Annotated in this window: 13 protein-coding genes; 6 read left to right on the forward strand and 7 right to left on the reverse strand. The window is 50.9% G+C overall.

The annotated features are described in order from the left end of the window. A partial coding sequence (locus tag ACE3K2_RS19230) for a hypothetical protein (RefSeq protein WP_421893713.1) occupies positions 1-463 on the forward strand: 463 nt, incomplete at its 5' end. 335 nt (positions 464-798) lie between these two features. On the opposite strand, the gene ACE3K2_RS19235 is transcribed toward ACE3K2_RS19230, so the two are convergent. From ACE3K2_RS19235 to ACE3K2_RS19250, 4 genes are read right to left on the reverse strand one after another with little or no spacing between them, the layout of a single operon-like run. Then, a complete protein-coding gene (locus tag ACE3K2_RS19235; protein ID WP_421893716.1) occupies positions 799-1,470 on the reverse strand; it encodes a class I SAM-dependent methyltransferase in 672 nt (223 codons plus the stop codon). Beyond that, positions 1,467-2,957 (reverse strand): glycosyltransferase, encoded by a 1,491-nt coding sequence (locus tag ACE3K2_RS19240; RefSeq protein WP_421893719.1) that lies wholly within the window; start codon positions 2,955-2,957, stop codon positions 1,467-1,469. Before ACE3K2_RS19240 ends, ACE3K2_RS19235 begins: the two co-directional genes overlap by 4 nt. A 1-nt stretch (position 2,958) precedes the next feature. Next, positions 2,959-3,954, reverse strand: coding sequence for a glycosyltransferase (locus ACE3K2_RS19245; protein ID WP_421893722.1), 996 nt, complete (start codon positions 3,952-3,954; stop codon positions 2,959-2,961). After that, complete coding sequence (locus ACE3K2_RS19250) at positions 3,951-5,243, reverse strand: tetratricopeptide repeat protein (protein ID WP_421893725.1); 1,293 nt, start codon at positions 5,241-5,243, stop codon at positions 3,951-3,953. The genes ACE3K2_RS19245 and ACE3K2_RS19250 overlap by 4 nt, the downstream gene beginning before the upstream one ends. 467 nt (positions 5,244-5,710) lie before the next feature. On the opposite strand from ACE3K2_RS19250, the gene ACE3K2_RS19255 reads away from it, so the two are divergent. The 4 genes from ACE3K2_RS19255 to cydC are packed head-to-tail and all read left to right on the forward strand — an operon-like array spanning position 5,711 to position 11,983. Next, entirely contained in the window at positions 5,711-7,126 is a 1,416-nt protein-coding gene (locus ACE3K2_RS19255) for a cytochrome ubiquinol oxidase subunit I (protein WP_421893728.1), read from the forward strand. After that, positions 7,071-8,126, forward strand: a complete 1,056-nt coding sequence (gene cydB, locus ACE3K2_RS19260) for a cytochrome d ubiquinol oxidase subunit II (RefSeq protein ID WP_421893731.1) — start codon at positions 7,071-7,073, stop codon at positions 8,124-8,126. Before ACE3K2_RS19255 ends, cydB begins: the two co-directional genes overlap by 56 nt. 1 nt (position 8,127) lies before the next feature. Next, entirely contained in the window at positions 8,128-10,044 is a 1,917-nt protein-coding gene (gene cydD / locus ACE3K2_RS19265; RefSeq protein ID WP_421893735.1) for a thiol reductant ABC exporter subunit CydD, read from the forward strand. 1 nt (position 10,045) lies between these two features. Continuing rightward, positions 10,046-11,983: a thiol reductant ABC exporter subunit CydC gene (cydC, locus tag ACE3K2_RS19270; protein ID WP_421893738.1), complete on the forward strand. Its 1,938-nt coding sequence runs from the start codon at positions 10,046-10,048 to the stop codon at positions 11,981-11,983. A gap of 110 nt (positions 11,984-12,093) precedes the next feature. On the opposite strand, the gene ACE3K2_RS19275 is transcribed toward cydC, so the two are convergent. The 3 genes from ACE3K2_RS19275 to ACE3K2_RS19285 all read right to left on the reverse strand — a co-directional run bounded on the left by ACE3K2_RS19275 (position 12,094) and on the right by ACE3K2_RS19285 (position 14,378). Beyond that, on the reverse strand, positions 12,094-13,053 hold the full coding sequence (locus ACE3K2_RS19275; protein WP_253442900.1) for an MraY family glycosyltransferase: 960 nt from the start codon (positions 13,051-13,053) through the stop codon (positions 12,094-12,096). A 118-nt stretch (positions 13,054-13,171) separates the two neighbouring features. Further along, positions 13,172-13,987 (reverse strand): hypothetical protein, encoded by an 816-nt coding sequence (locus ACE3K2_RS19280; RefSeq protein ID WP_421893741.1) that lies wholly within the window; start codon positions 13,985-13,987, stop codon positions 13,172-13,174. 73 nt (positions 13,988-14,060) lie between these two features. Then, positions 14,061-14,378 carry a metalloregulator ArsR/SmtB family transcription factor gene (locus tag ACE3K2_RS19285; RefSeq protein WP_338707260.1) on the reverse strand — a complete coding sequence of 106 codons (318 nt, stop codon included), beginning with the start codon at positions 14,376-14,378 and terminating at the stop codon, positions 14,061-14,063. A 163-nt stretch (positions 14,379-14,541) separates the two neighbouring features. Here ACE3K2_RS19285 and ACE3K2_RS19290 point away from each other — a divergent pair, with 163 nt between their 5' ends. After that, complete coding sequence (locus tag ACE3K2_RS19290; protein WP_421893744.1) at positions 14,542-14,931, forward strand: nuclear transport factor 2 family protein; 390 nt, start codon at positions 14,542-14,544, stop codon at positions 14,929-14,931. Positions 14,932-15,223: the final 292 nt, after the last annotated feature.

The following is a 15,223-nucleotide window of genomic DNA, read 5'->3' on the forward strand; positions in this document are numbered from 1 at the left end:
GCTCGCAGCTGCGCAAGCGCTCGCCGGCGTAGGCGCATGGGCCGCATGGCTGCGCCTGCTGCAAGCCCTGCCGCCCCGAGGCGCGCTGGCGCTGCTCGCAGCGCTTCCGCCTGCGGCACGCGGCGGGCTGCTGCGCGCACCCGCAAGCGTCCGCGAAGGGCTGCTTGCGCTATGCGGCACGCCTGACGGCGCGCAGCAGCCCCACGCGGACGAAGTGCCCGCCCCGGAGCGCATCGCTCACGCGCTCCTCGCGGGCACGCTCGCGCTGCTCGCCGGGCGGCAGAACCTGGCACGTGAATGGGCCGAATCGGCCCAACTCACGGCGCGGCAAGCTGCCGCCACAGGTCGCCCGGCGACGACAATTCCGCCGGGCCTGCGTACACTGCAGCGCCTGACTGCACCCGGCGCAGCCTCTGGGGATGAATACACCAACCAGTGCAACATGTTACTGGTACACCTATAATTTATTTATCTTTTATCTTTTATCTTTTATCTTTTATCTTTTATCTTTTATCTTTTATCTTTTATCTCTTATTTCATATCTGTTATCGCTAACCTCTAAGCATCTAACTTCTAATTTCTAATTTCTAATCCACAACCTCTAGTCTCTAAATCCCAGTCCCTACCCCTCAATCCTTTTAATCCCGATCAGTTCCTCCATAGCCCATCCAATTAAAATTGCAAAAGCAACGGAGCTACCGGTCCTCGGAGTATCCCTCCGAATCGTGCATGGTTCCGTTGCCAGTAGCCTGATCCCTCATTCCTTCGTTCCTGACTCTGTACTCAACCCATTCATTCTCAACTCTTGCATATCACCGCTCGAAAACAGCGGATCGGCGTGCCGTACATGTCAGACCAGATGGCGTCGTCCGGCTCTTCCACATTCAGCTTATCTTTAATGGTTAATCCGGTGACCGCCATGATTGTCTCCAGCAGATCAGGGCGCATCTCGGGTACATCGAAGGTAGCAATCAACTGTCCGTTTGGCTTCAGCACCCGGGCGAATTCGCGAAACGCCCGCAACATTGTGCCTGTATCCAGATGCTCCAGTACGGAGATACAGAACACCCGATCAAACTTACCCGACTCGTACGGAAGCTGGGCCAGATTGGCTTTTGCACGGTGCAATCGGACAAGAGTTGATTCTGGCAGATCCTGAGCGGCCTGCTCGCCAAAATCAGAAGCAATATCCAGTCTTATCGCCTCCTCAGACAAAATGCGTTCATCCCAGTCGCAGGCGTGAACCACGCGGCAGTGTTCGGCAAGCCAGAATTTGAATGGATGAGAGATGCCGCAGGCTGCATCAAGGACAACATCATCTGGACGTGCGAACTGCCGGGCCCATTCATATTCGTAGGGACGGCTCCACCATGCCGGATGCAGGGGGAAGATCAATGTGTCCGTTTTAGGGTCACTTTGCCTAATGTATCTTGATTCCATGAATCCCGTTGCCTTGGGCGTATCCCTCATCCCCGAATTCCCTCCTTTAATCCTGTCTCTGCCAAAAAAGATTCCAACACTGTGCTCCACCGGCTCCGCCACCTGGCAAGATCATAGGACAGTGCGGTCTCGCGCGCATAGATTCCCAGTCGTTCCCGCTCGGCCCGATCCTGTACGAGACGTACCAGTGCGGCAGTTAGTTCCTGCTCGCCAGGAGGTACCAATATCCCGTTAAACCCATCCTGAATCAGATCATTTAACCCGCCAACATTGGAGGCGATCACTGGAAGTCCACAGCTCATCGCTTCCAGACAGGCATAGGAGGTACCTTCCGAGAACACGGTTGGAATAACGGCGATATCTGCCTGATGGTAGGCCTCCCGAACGTCCCGAAAATCATACGTGCGCTGGTTAATTCGCTCCGCATGTGGATGAGTACGATGCCAGTATCGAAAGGCTCTCCCGACCGTACTGCCTTCCACCAGTTCCCCGGCAAATTCAATCTCCAGATCCGGAAAAGCCCCCAGTAGCTTATCTGCCGCCAGCATCATGGGAATAATGCCCCGTTCCATGCTGATTCGGCGCGGATAGATAATGCGAATTGGACGAGGAGAGGTCACGCGGGCATCCGCCGTTTCCTTTTCAACATGACCCTGAATCAGACTATTAACCTGATACTCAGCATCTGCTACTACAACATCCGTAGTCCAATCCGTTGTATTCCGGTGATTACGAGTAACCGTGTACGATTCGCCTTCTACCGTTTCCTTCCCCTCTCGTTCTTCATCTCCGTCCCCACCTCTATCTCCATTAGCCTTCCCACTGTTCGCTCCATCACCACTCGTTCCAGCCTTACCTTTTACAACTTTCACGCCTGATATAACCGCTCCAGCATTCTCCTCATGACTCGCCAGATCCGTCTTCCATGCGGCAAGCCATTCGTCTTCCTGTTCCTGCTCGAAGGTTCGTGTTGGCGGGGCAGGTGTGAAATAGGTCGTATCCACTGCATTGGGAATCAGGACGACCTGCCTTGGATCGGGATAGGTGCATGCAGCCCGGCAAAAGGTCTGGAAATGGGAATCCACAGATACAATGCGTACGAGTCCATCCAGAGCCAGTTGAATATGTTCCGCCACTTGTTGTTTGGTCTCCAAAGGCAGTCCGGGACGATCCCAGTTAATGCCGTGACAGATGCCAAGACTGCCCGGTTTGTAGGTGATGGGTTGCCACAGACAGCTGGCATAGATCACGGGGCCGCGCGCCGCGGATGCCATCCGGTCAAAGGCTTCCGGTACATTATCCATATCGTACGAATAACCAAATACGTCAATCTGCTCCGTCCGAGTCTGGAATGCTTCAAAATAGGAAAGTTGATGAACCTCGGGAATATGTCCGAGTCCACGGATGACACTGCACAGATCCAGAATATATCGTTCCAGCCCACCACCAAATACCCGGCCGAATTCCCGGTTATACCCGTCGGTGAAGCTATGCGTCAGGATACTCACCACGCCCATCTCACGGACCCTCCTTCCAGGGAATCAGCCGAGGTTCCGGATCTAGAATCGACTCGTAGTGTGCAAGATTGCCCCACTCACCGCCAGGATCAATGCGCTTGTAACGCAAATATTTACGCACCCGGTCCTCCAGACTGCCTGCCCAGCCGAGATGCTGAACCTTCAGTTCGGTGCTCACCCCAGGCAATACGGTGCAGGACAAGGGAAGACGGGGAACATGATGATTCTGTTGCGGATAAAAATAAGGATATCCAGGCATATACCGTACAAGTGAAGCGGTGTGCCGCTTGTGCAGACACCAGAGATCATCTTCCCGGTAATGGGTCCGGCCGCCCCACATATCGTAGAAACGGAATGCAAACCAGTCTGCATACTCCTGATTAATCAGAGTACGTATGGCTTTCTTGGCCTCTGCGCTATACAGCTCATCCGCATCAACCGAGAGCAACCAGTCGGGACATGTTCCCACCGCCGCTTGCCATAAAGTGTTACGAAGTCGCCATTCCTCGGCGAACAGCGGTTTCTCCAATACCTCCAGACGGACCACCTTCGGGTAGGTTTTGCATAGATCCGGGGTTCCGTCTGTGCTGGCATCGTCCACAATGACGATCTCATCCACGAACTCACTCAGATCATGCAATACTTCTTCAAGGTATCGGCCGCGTTCATTGCGAACCTGGAGCATGGCGGTCAGCTTGTTGCCTTTGTTTTTGCGAACCCGACGAATGGAGAAGGGCTCTTTGAATACACTCGGTTCCTCCTGTGATACAGCAGCATCCTGTTCACTCGGACCTTGCAAATCACCCCAGTGATGCACTTGGCTTCGCGTGTTCTGCGTTGGTTGTGCATGATTGGGCGTGTGATCGCCATCTCCCGATGTGTCCGTATGTGTCAGATCCACTGTTACCGTTGGCGTGTAAGTGATTTCGGTTCGGATATCCCTGTGCACCATTGGCCCATTCAACTGTTGTCTTCGCTTCTTCGGGTCCAGCATCATGGCACCTCCCCAAGCAATTGCTGTACAGCTTGATCCAACAACTCCAGCTCAACAATCCGGCCAAGCGCATCTTCATCCTCCAGTGCCGTTTCGAGAAAATGTCTGACTGCCCCGTGTCTGTCCCCTCGCAGAGCCATCGCACTTCCGGATAATTGCTGATAATCCCGGCGACTGGCATCATCCTGAATATCGACTGCATGCACCAGTGCCAGTGCCTCTTCCACACGTCCTGTCTCCTGATAAATGCGGAATTGCCAATGTCTCGCGGTTTCTCCGCCAAGTTCGTCCAGGATGCGCAGTGCGGTTCCATAATCATCGTTCATACGCAGTAATTCCGCTCGTACAAGTTGATCTTCTCCTGCCTCAAGCCAGCGACATAGCTGTTCGTAATGATGTCGTTCCTGTTCATCGGATGCACTAATCCCGTACACCAGCAAGGCGTCCTCCAACTGCCCGGCCCGGGCATGGATGGCAGACAGGAATCGATAGTGGGAGATCACACAATCACTGCGACCATTCATGACTGCATGGGTGAAGGCCTCTTGCAACGATTGGATGGCCCGTGGATCTTCAAGCAAGTATTCATAGGCTGCCAGCAAAAAGGATATGGTCTCATGTGCACCTGTTTTGGCTCGAAGCTGGCGGTAGAAGTCGGCACGCACACTGCATTGAAGCAGGGTGACGGTATCCGGCGTCCCTGACAGGATCTGCCGCAGCGCATGCAGGAAGAACAGCTCGTAGTCACGGAGAGGGACTTCGAGATCATCCTTTTGTATCGTACCGGCGGGTGAAGGGTCTTCGCCTCCTAACCAGATGGCGCGTACGCCTTGGAATAACAGCTTCATATAACGTGTTTCGGAGGATGTACCGACCAGATCAGCGATACCGACCAGTTTGGAAATACTGCTCTCCCATAGCGGTGATTCTGCTTCGTTTCCAGCAGGCTCTGGGAGCAATACGATACATAGCTCAGGCTCCATTGAGGCCGCTGTCATCAGCCAATAGGGATGGGTAACGACCGCAACGGTGCGTGGCTCCAGTAACAGCTGCTCGGCTTCAGGTAGGGAGATCACGTTGATCACCGCAGGTACATCCTCTGTTGGCGTCAGGCTGCTGACATAATAGACCTCTCCCTCGATCGACAGCAATGCAGCAATATCGGGATAGGGAAAGGATGACCAGCCCCCTTTGCGAGGGAAGAGAACATATCGGACAGGGGACCGCGTTGTACTGGCCTTATCGGGGCTGACTTCGGAGTCTTCACCTGGTAACGGCGCAGTTTTTTCCATGAATCGTTCACCTCACCTTGACTGTAATATGGAGCGCCATTCTCTCTGCATGTGCTGGATGCTTTCACTTCATATATAAAGCCCTCACGGTACTTCGCATGATACGCCTGAGACTAACATATGGGCATTCCGTCCCAAACATGAGTATCTTCCATCAATACATGAAGTGAACAAGCCATTATAGAGCTTCACTACACTCCAATCCTCCATTTTCGGCTTCATTTCACTTTCCCGGTGCTGAAAAAAGATGTTTGAATCCGCACTACAATAGGCTGATTTTTATCTTTTGTGTGACCAGGATCACTTTTTTTTGCTCTAAACACGGAGATTGTGATAATTCTCACATGTATAAAATAGGGAATCTGGCACAATACGTTCATCAACGTATTTGGCGGACAGACAGCGAAGGTGCAGCTTCAATGCCAAATACGCATACTGCGAAGTGAACAGAAAGAAGGGGTAACGGTATGGATCCGATTATGTTATCGCGTATCCAATATGCGCTTACAACGATTTTCCATTTCTTTTTTGTCCCGCTATCCATCGGTCTTGTACTGTTGGTTGCGATCATGGAGACGTTGTACGTTGTTAAGGGGAAGGAAATCTACAAAACGATGGCCAAGTTCTGGGGCAAGCTGTTCCTGATTAACTTTGCCGTCGGGGTGGTCACAGGTATTCTGCAAGAATTCCAGTTCGGTATGAACTGGTCCGAGTACTCTCGGTTTGTGGGGGACGTGTTCGGTGCGCCACTGGCTGTTGAAGCGTTACTCGCGTTTTTTATGGAATCTACATTTATTGGGTTGTGGATATTCGGATGGGATCGTTTGTCCAAAAAAGTGCATCTGGCCTGCATCTGGCTGGTGTTCGTTGGCACATTCCTGTCCGCGCTGTGGATTCTGGCAGCCAATTCATTCATGCAGCATCCTGTCGGGTTTGAGATCAACAACGGCCGAGCCGAGATGAATGATTTCCTGGCACTGATCACGAATGGTCAGCTTCTCGTCGAGTTCCCGCATACGATTTTTGGGGCATTGATGACAGGGGCTTTTGTCGTCACCGGAATCAGTGCCTACAAATTGATGAAAAAGCAGGATGTGGAGATCTTCCGCAAATCGTTTAATATTGCGATTATCATTGGACTCGTTTCTTCATTTGGTGTAGCTTTCTCCGGGCATTTCCAGGCGCAATATCTGGTGGAGACACAGCCGATGAAGATGGCAGCCAGTGAAGGTACATGGACGACGACAGAAGATCCGGCACCATGGACGGTGGTTGCTTTTATCGATCCGGATAAACAGGAGAATACAGGGGAGATCAAAGTCCCCGGATTGCTCAGCTACTTGTCCTACAGTAAATTCTCCGGCAGTGTCAAAGGCATGAAGGAGCTTCAGGCCGAGTATGAACAGACATATGGACCGGGGGACTACATTCCGCCAGTACGGACCACGTTCTGGAGTTTCCGCATCATGATTGCAGCGGGTGGTCTGATGATTGCCCTGGCGTTATACGGAACGTTCCTGGCCATGCGCAAGAAGCTGGAGGTCGCTGGGAAGTGGTTTATGCGTATGATGGTATTTGCCATATCTTTGCCGTTTATCGCTAATACGTCAGGTTGGATCATGACTGAGGTTGGAAGGCAGCCATGGACAGTATTTGGCTACATGACCACCGAAGCAGGGGTCTCGCCGAACGTATCCGCAGGAATGATTTTGTTCTCAACCATCGCTTTTACCGCCGCGTATACGGTTCTCGGAATCGTGATGGTATACCTGTTCGTACGTGAGATCAAGGCAGGGCCATATGCGGTCGAGAAGCCAGAAGATCACGATGAATCGGCCGATCCGTTCGGCGTGGATGGAGGTTATTCCGTTGTCACTAAGTGAGTTGTGGTTTTTGCTGATTGCCGTATTGTTTGTGGGATTCTTCTTTTTGGAAGGTTTTGATTTTGGTGTGGGGATGTCCACAGGTATTATTGCCAAAACAGACCGTGAACGCCGGACCCTGATCAACTCGATCGGTCCGTTCTGGGATGGTAATGAAGTATGGCTGATTACGGCAGGGGGTGCGATGTTTGCTGCCTTCCCGCATTGGTATGCAACGTTGTTCAGTGGTTTTTACCTGCCACTCGTCGTGGTGTTACTCGCCTTGATTGGACGCGGGGTTGCTTTCGAATTCCGCAGTAAAATGAAACAGCAGCGCTGGCGCAAAACATGGGACATCATCATTGTTATCTCCAGTGCGCTCTTGCCGTTCCTGTTCGGAGTGGTCTTTGCCACGCTGATGAAGGGTCTGCCCATTGATGGGGAGATGCAGTTACGCGCAGGATTCTTGGATATCGTCAATCCGTATACCGTGATTGGTGGCTTGAGCGTAACATTGCTGTGCCTGGTTCATGGCTTGCTGTTTGCCTCACTACGGACAGTGGGGGAACTGAGAGATCGTGCCTTGAAAACAGCGCAAAAATTGATGCTGCCGCTGGCTGCGCTGCTTGCCGTGTATGCAATAATGACGTATTTCATGACCGATGTGTTCGCCGTGCGTGGCTGGGCACTGTGGATCATGGTTGTACTTGGCGCCGTTTCGCTTGCGCTTGCGGCCTACTTCGTTCGTCAGAAGCGTGAAGGTTGGGCTTTTGGTATGACGGGGGCTGTGATTGCAATAGCCTTTGCCTCGGTATTTATCGGTCTGTTCCCAAGGGTCATGGTAAGTTCGTTTGGTTCTGCATTTGACCTGACCGTATACAATGCGGCATCTGGTGCTTATTCATTGAAAGTAATGACGATTGTGGCTTGCACACTGCTGCCGTTTGTTCTTGGTTATCAGATCTGGAGTTATTATATCTTCCGCAAACGTCTGAACGAGCAGCACCACCTGGAGTACTGATATGGGACGGGGGCTAATGAAGCTGCCGGGCATCCGGCCTGTACTCGCGCTGGCATCAGCGCTGGTACTGCTACAGGCGATGACAATCATGATGCAAGCCAAATGGCTGGCACAGGCCATCACGGCATTGTTTGAAGGTTCATCCGTAACAGAGCAGTACCCGGTACTGCTGCTGTTCCTGGCTGCTTTTGCCGCCCGTTACGCCCTATCCTTCTGGTTACAACTGGTGACATCGCGATATGCGGAGAAGACAGGGACCGATCTGCGCAGACAGATGGTGGAGCAGTGGTTCAGGCTTGGACCGCGTTATGCCAAGACGGAGGGAACAGGCCATCTGGTCACACTGGCACGAGAGGGAACAGCCCAATACAAGACGTATCTGGAACTATTCATTCCTCGCATGCTGGGCATAGGGTTCACACCCATCCTCATTTTGCTGTATGTGTTCAAGCTGGATCTGATGTCCGGGGTTATTCTGATGCTGACACTCCCGATCCTGATCGTGTTCATGATTCTGATTGGTCTTGCAGCTCAGCGCAAAATTGACGGACAATTCCGATCCTACAAAGCGCTCGCTAATCATTTTGTGGATACCTTGCGTGGGCTGGAGACGCTAAAGACATTGGGACAAAGCAAAACACACGAAGGGTCCATTCTACGGGTGAGTCAGCGGTATCGGAAAGCGACGATGTCTACCCTGCGCATGGCCTTTCTTTCTTCGTTTGCACTCGATTTCTTCACCATGCTGTCCGTTGCTTCCGTGGCGGTTGGTCTGGGATTACGTCTGACGGAGGGACATATGCTGCTCGGCCCTGCGCTGACGGTACTGATTCTGGCACCCGAATATTTCCTGCCTGTACGTATGCTCGGCGCTGATTATCATGCCACTCTGGATGGGAAGGAAGCCGGGGCGGCCATTAATCAGGTGAATGAACGGGGGAAAGCCGCTGAAGAGAAACAGAAAGAAACCTATGCAAATGTTGTTGCGCATACAGTTACGGCAGAGGACGAAGATGGATCTGTATCATCATTATCTTCGGGTAAAAGGAAAGTTGGCAATTCGACCATACGCGTCGTGTTGAACGATAGATCGGCTGAGGGACATCTTGCTCTTGATCCTGATGCTACTACTCCTGATCTTGTTTCTTCTTCTTCTTCTTCCTCGGTTTTCTCTTGGAATGAGAATAGCAGGTTGGCACTAACGGATGTACAGGTACGGCATGATGATGAAGGTCCTTATTCGTTAAAGGATATTACCTTCCAGATCACAGGTCTTGGAAAAATCGGTATTATCGGCGCCAGCGGAGCAGGCAAGTCCACGTTGATTGATGTATTGGCTGGATATCAGCTGCCTACTTCAGGCCAGGTATTAGCCAATGGTCAGCCTGTGACACCGGATATGCTTGAATCCTGGCGAAGACAGACGGCAGCTATTCCGCAGCATCCGTATATCTTTAGCGGAAGTTTGGCCGATAACGTTCGATTCTACATGCCGGAGGCTTCGGATGCAGAAGTAGCCAAGGCAGTTAGCGCTGCCGGATTAACCAAACTTCTGAACTCATTATCCGGTGGCTTGCATGAGCTCATTGGGGCTGGCGGCCGACAGCTCAGTGGTGGGCAGGAGCAACGGGTGGCACTGGCAAGAGCTTTGCTGAGTAAACGGAACATTCTGCTGCTTGATGAACCGACAGCGCATCTGGATGTGGAAACAGAGTATGAACTGAAACAGACGATGCTGCCGCTGTTTGAAGGCAAACTTGTATTTTTGGCTACCCATCGTCTGCACTGGATGCCACATATGGATCGGATTATTGTTATGGATGGCGGCACGGTGGCAGAGACAGGAACACATCAGGAACTGCTCGCAAGGCAAGGTGTATATTATCAGATGATTCAGGCCCAGATGGAGGCGATATAAAATGAAGTCCGGATATGAACATGTGGAGACCGTCCGTAATGGAAAAGAAAAAAATAGCTGGATTGCTCCGTATGTGGCACAGTACCGCTGGAGATTCATTGCAGTCATTGCGCTAGGCACTTGTGCTGCACTGTGTGCGGTACTGCTGCTGTTTACCTCCGGATTTCTGATCTCGAAGTCTGCACTGCGTCCTGAAAACATTCTGATGGTGTATGTACCTATTGTAGGGGTACGTGCATTTGGGATATTCCGCGCTGTGTTTCGATATATCGAACGACTGGCAGGACATGATGCCGTACTGCGTGTGTTGGCCGATCAACGGGTGAAGTTATATCGCATTCTGGAGCCACAGGCCCTGTTCCTACGCTCTCGTATGCAGACCGGAGATGTGCTTGGAGCACTCGCCGATGATGTGGAGCGGCTGCAGGATATCTATCTGCGTACCGTTTTCCCCGCTGTTACAGCGCTTGTGATGTACGGTGGGGCTGTGATTGCTTTTGGCAGTGTGGATCTGGGATTTGCGCTGTGGATGGGCTTGTATATGTTATTTCTTGTTGCCGCGCTACCTGCGATCTCCCTGAAAGTGACGTGGAAATGGCGTGTGCGGTTGAAAAAGGAAAACAGCAGGTTGTATACCCGTCTGACTGATGGTGTGCTTGGACTGGGAGATTGGCTTGCAAGTGGACGAGCAGCGGAATTTGTTCAGCGGCAGGAAGAGGCGGAAGAACAGGTCGATGCGGTTCGCCGCAAGTTACGGCGCTGGACTCGCTGGCGTGATCTGATGGCCCAGTGTGTCATTGGCCTGATGGTTGTATCGGTTACATTATGGGCCGGAAATGCCGCTTCTGTTGGGCAATTGCCTGCCGTGATGATCGCTGCTTTTGTGCTGGTGTTATTTCCGCTTACGGAATCACTTCTGCCAGTAGGGGATGCTGTGGAGCATCTTCCACAGTACCGGGAATCACTGGACCGCTTGAAACAGCTGGAAGGGAAAGGGTATCTTCCGGGGCAGAATGGAGTGGATGATGTTGGCGAAACGGGTGACTCGATCTCTGTAGTAAAAAACGGCAACATGGCGGCTAGACAGATATCAGACTCTTTGCCGGTTGTGAATGATATCCCGGACAGACGAATTCGTCTTCGCATCCCGCCCAAACTCAGAGCAGACATCGAGATCAATCGCGTAAGTTACCGTTATACAGCGGATGATACTTATGCCGTACAGGATGTATCCCTTCATCTGCCACAAGGCAAACGATTAGCGATACTTGGACGAAGCGGCGGCGGCAAATCGACCTTGTTGAAGCTGGTTCAGGGAGCATTACTTCCGTCTGCGGGGAAAGTACTGATCAATGATTTGCCTGTGCAGACCCTGGGTGAAAGTGTGCCTGATGTCATCGCGGTGCTGAATCAGAGCCCACATCTGTTCGACACCACGGTAGCCAATAATTTGCGGATTGGTCGTCCACATGCAACGGATGAGGAGATTCGTCAGGTGGCCGCCCAAGTCGGTTTATCCGGTCTGATCGAATCCTTGCCGCAGGGATATGATACGCCGATGCTGGAGACGGGTATGCGTTTCTCTGGTGGGGAAAGACAACGAATTGCACTGGCGCGGGTCCTGCTCCGGGAGACACCTGTTGTGATATTTGATGAACCGACTGTGGGACTTGATCCCATGACGGAACGTGAACTGATGCGCACCATTCTGGACAGCTTGCAAGGCAAAACGATGATCTGGGTCACCCATCACCTGATTGGTGCGGAACAGATGGACGAACTTGTTTTTATGGAAAATGGAAAGATTGCCATGCAGGGTTCTCACGAACAACTGCTGGCCGGGGAAGAGCGGTACCGCCGTCTCATTGAACTTGATCGGCCGGGATGGACAGGGCGGCAGCAACACGAACAACCGTTGCCACCGGCAGCTTCGAGATAAGTGTGAGCCTGTGAGCGCCGAATTAGATAGAACATAACAAAGAGACGAGCCAAGAAATCTTGGACTCGTCTCTTTTTCGATTCGGATATGACCGCTTTCGTTGCGGATACTTACATCTCTACCAACATCAATATGATGGAGGAAAGGCACAGACAAGTGCTGACCAGATAGAGCACAGCAACCACCTGTTTGTGATTCAATCCGGCACGCAGCAGTCGATAATGAGCTTGACTCGCGTCGGCCTGGTAGATTGCTTTACCTTGAATAAAGCGTTTGATCACGACAAAGATATTATCGAAGATCGGTACACCGAGCGCCAGAATCGGAATGAAGATGGACAACATGGTTGCTTGTTTGAATGCACCATCCAGAGCAATAACCGCCAGAATGAAGCCGAGGAACGTAGCACCCGCATCACCCATGAACACTTTGGCAGGAGCTTTGTTGTACTTCAGATAACCAATCGTCACCCCGACCAAAATAATCGACATGAGTGCGGAATCCGTTTGACCTTTGGTAATGGCCACGATGAACAGGGTGATTGCCGAGATGGCCGATAATCCGCCAGCCAGTCCGTCCATGCCGTCCGAGAAGTTGATGACGGTGGTCACCCCGAAGATCCAGAGGATCGTGAGAATGAATTGCAGCCAGATTGGAAGCATGACATATTCCGCATTAAAGGGATTCACGAATCCGGTGAACGCAATGCCAGAAGCAAATACGAGCACTGCTGCAGAGACCTGTACGAGCATCTTGGGCAGGGCAGGAAAATCTTTGCCTTTTGTTTTGTACCAGTCGTCGACGGTACCAATCGTTAGGAGAAGCATGCCACCAGCGACCAGTGCCGCCGTTTCCCATGTGATTTCTTTGGTCAGAGCAATGTATGTCAGGAAAAATCCAGTAAATATCGCGTAACTCGCCGTGAGCGGGATTGGTTGCCTGTGCAGCTTACGCTCCACATCCTCCCGGGGCTTGTCCACAAAATCGAGCCGGTGAGCCAGTCGACCAAGCGGAGGAATAAGCAGAACAACGACAGCAAAAGACACTATAAAAGCCAGTATGTATACCATAAACTCGCTTGTTTCACTCCCATCTACCCATTTCCCCTTATTATACGAGTTAAACAGGAAATCTGTCGATGTCATTATTGTAACCAGACGCACGCAAAGGTGAGCAAAAGTTCAGATTTTATTGCATGTGAGGAAGATAGGAGCCGAAATAATGTTTTACGGCTTCTGCATGATATCCATCATCACCTTGCCAGGTTGCTGCAAAGATGAAATCGCCAGAACCGCCTTTGCCTTTCCTCGGTTTATCCCCAGGAACCAGTATACCGGCTGCTGCCCAGATTTCCAGCAGGGCATCCCGTTCCTGTTTGCTGGAAGGCAAGATATCCTTCCACTTTTTCTCAAGTGAACGAGCACTATCTTTGGGGTCTTCCGTCTGCGCTGCTTCAAGCAGGTTGACCAGAATAGCTTGGTCTTCCGGGGTTACTTCATAGTTTGCATCGTTGTCCTGAAGCAGTAATTCCAGATCCATCAGGCAGTAGAGCAACCAGCCATGACGAACCCCGCCCCACTTGATTCGTTCAAAGTTCAGGACGTTTAAGTCGACATTGGTATATTCTTTGTCTGATTGTAAGCGCAGGAAATTGCAATCCCCGCAGGCACTGGTGTTGGCATGAAGTGCGGGACGTTCTCCGTAAGTATGCAAAGGCATGTTCGATGTTAAAGCAAAGCTGGATAATGCGCTGCGCAGATGGACTTTTTTGGTGGACAGACTATGTAAAAAGGCCGTAATTACCCGCTCTTTGAGCGAGCCATCCTGATGCATGTCGTATAGACGTTGAACCATCTCGTCATGCGTGATCGTGAGTGGGTCAAACATCACGCCTTTGCTTTTGGCATACTCAAATTCATCCCCGGAGAAGGGTGCGGAAGTTGTTTTCCAACCGCCACCTCCCCAGAACGTGCTCAGCAGTATCTTTGCTGCTTTCTTGTCCATATGTTGTGCCTCCTTTATGGGAATTACAATCCTGATGAAAGTGGTTCTTCTATCGATCCCAGACCTGCTTACTTTAATTTACGTATTCCTCGGTTGTATTCAGAATCATCTCGACGAGGCCTGGAAAACGTGTGTTCAGTTCTTCCTTTCGCAGGGAATAAAAGTGCTGTTTACCTTCAATACGCGGCTGGATCACTCCAGCTTCACGTAAAATTTTGATGTGATGGGACAACGTGGATTTGGAAATATGGTCTACTTCGAAGGCGGAACAGTTTTTCTCGCCAGAGCTGGCCAGACAGTGTGCAATTTTCATGCGGATCGGATCACCGAGTGCGTTGCAGACTGTGGTTAGCTTCAGTTCCGAAGCCATAGGTATCGTTGGAGTTCTCATATCTATGACGTTAGCATATTCAGGTTTTTCTTTCAATGTTTGAAAAAAGTCGAACTATACCTTGCGGGCAGTATAAGAAGTGTGATACATTTCTTTTCAATTAGTTCGAAAATATTCGAACTATAAATTTGGAAATCGGTTTTTTATTCTAGGAGGAATATAAATGAGTACTACAAATACCACTACACTGTTGAACAACTATTTCCGTTTATTTGATGCTTCACGTACAGACGAGCGCGCCATGCAGGATTTATTGTCCCTGTTTACACCGGACGCAGAGATTGTGCTTAATGGCACCAGCCGAACAGGGTTCGATGGTTTCATGAAGGCGTTCTATGAGTACAATAAGGACGTAAAACATATGTGGGACGGGTGGGTGCAACAGCCTGACGGCAGCTACCAAACCAACTGGGCGGTATGCGGACAAGCGACAGACGGAACGGTATATGCCAAAGCAGGCATTGATATCGCACGTGTGAATGAGGCAGGGCAGATTGTATATCTGGAAAACGTACAAGCCGACCAGAATGCATTCAGCAAGTATAATCAGTAATTGAAATCCAGGATTTCAGTTTGATGAATGAGAAACCAGAAATCTGAATCACGAAAAAGATAGCCGAACTTTAGCTCCACAGTTTTCCATGCTGTGGGCTTTTTTTTGTAGCCATTTTTAGTAATTAAAAAGGCACTGAGGACAAGGATTTCACCACTCTAATTGCACAGTTTCTAGGGAATCTTTACATAGAAACCGTACAATAAAGATATGTACATAAAAAATGCACATAAAAACTGTACATGAAAAAGACCATCCTGCATGTTCTACACATGGCGAGACGGTCCTCATG

The organism is Paenibacillus sp. (genome assembly GCF_048976745.1).
Lineage (GTDB): Bacteria > Bacillota > Bacilli > Paenibacillales > Paenibacillaceae > Paenibacillus.

What these genes read in the sequence shown, in the direction of transcription:
- ACE3K2_RS19280 (WP_421893741.1), bottom strand. Translation starts at nt 13,987, where the DNA reads ATGGACAAGAAAGCAGCAAAGATACTGCTGAGCACGTTCTGGGGAGGT.
- cydB (WP_421893731.1), top strand. Translation starts at nt 7,071, where the DNA reads ATGAATCGGCCGATCCGTTCGGCGTGGATGGAGGTTATTCCGTTGTCA.
- ACE3K2_RS19240 (WP_421893719.1), bottom strand. Translation starts at nt 2,957, where the DNA reads ATGGGCGTGGTGAGTATCCTGACGCATAGCTTCACCGACGGGTATAAC.
- cydD (WP_421893735.1), top strand. Translation starts at nt 8,128, where the DNA reads ATGGGACGGGGGCTAATGAAGCTGCCGGGCATCCGGCCTGTACTCGCG.
- cydC (WP_421893738.1), top strand. Translation starts at nt 10,046, where the DNA reads ATGAAGTCCGGATATGAACATGTGGAGACCGTCCGTAATGGAAAAGAA.
- ACE3K2_RS19250 (WP_421893725.1), bottom strand. Translation starts at nt 5,243, where the DNA reads ATGGAAAAAACTGCGCCGTTACCAGGTGAAGACTCCGAAGTCAGCCCC.
- ACE3K2_RS19255 (WP_421893728.1), top strand. Translation starts at nt 5,711, where the DNA reads ATGGATCCGATTATGTTATCGCGTATCCAATATGCGCTTACAACGATT.
- ACE3K2_RS19245 (WP_421893722.1), bottom strand. Translation starts at nt 3,954, where the DNA reads ATGATGCTGGACCCGAAGAAGCGAAGACAACAGTTGAATGGGCCAATG.
- ACE3K2_RS19235 (WP_421893716.1), bottom strand. Translation starts at nt 1,470, where the DNA reads ATGAGGGATACGCCCAAGGCAACGGGATTCATGGAATCAAGATACATT.
- ACE3K2_RS19290 (WP_421893744.1), top strand. Translation starts at nt 14,542, where the DNA reads ATGAGTACTACAAATACCACTACACTGTTGAACAACTATTTCCGTTTA.
- ACE3K2_RS19275 (WP_253442900.1), bottom strand. Translation starts at nt 13,053, where the DNA reads ATGGTATACATACTGGCTTTTATAGTGTCTTTTGCTGTCGTTGTTCTG.
- ACE3K2_RS19285 (WP_338707260.1), bottom strand. Translation starts at nt 14,378, where the DNA reads ATGAGAACTCCAACGATACCTATGGCTTCGGAACTGAAGCTAACCACA.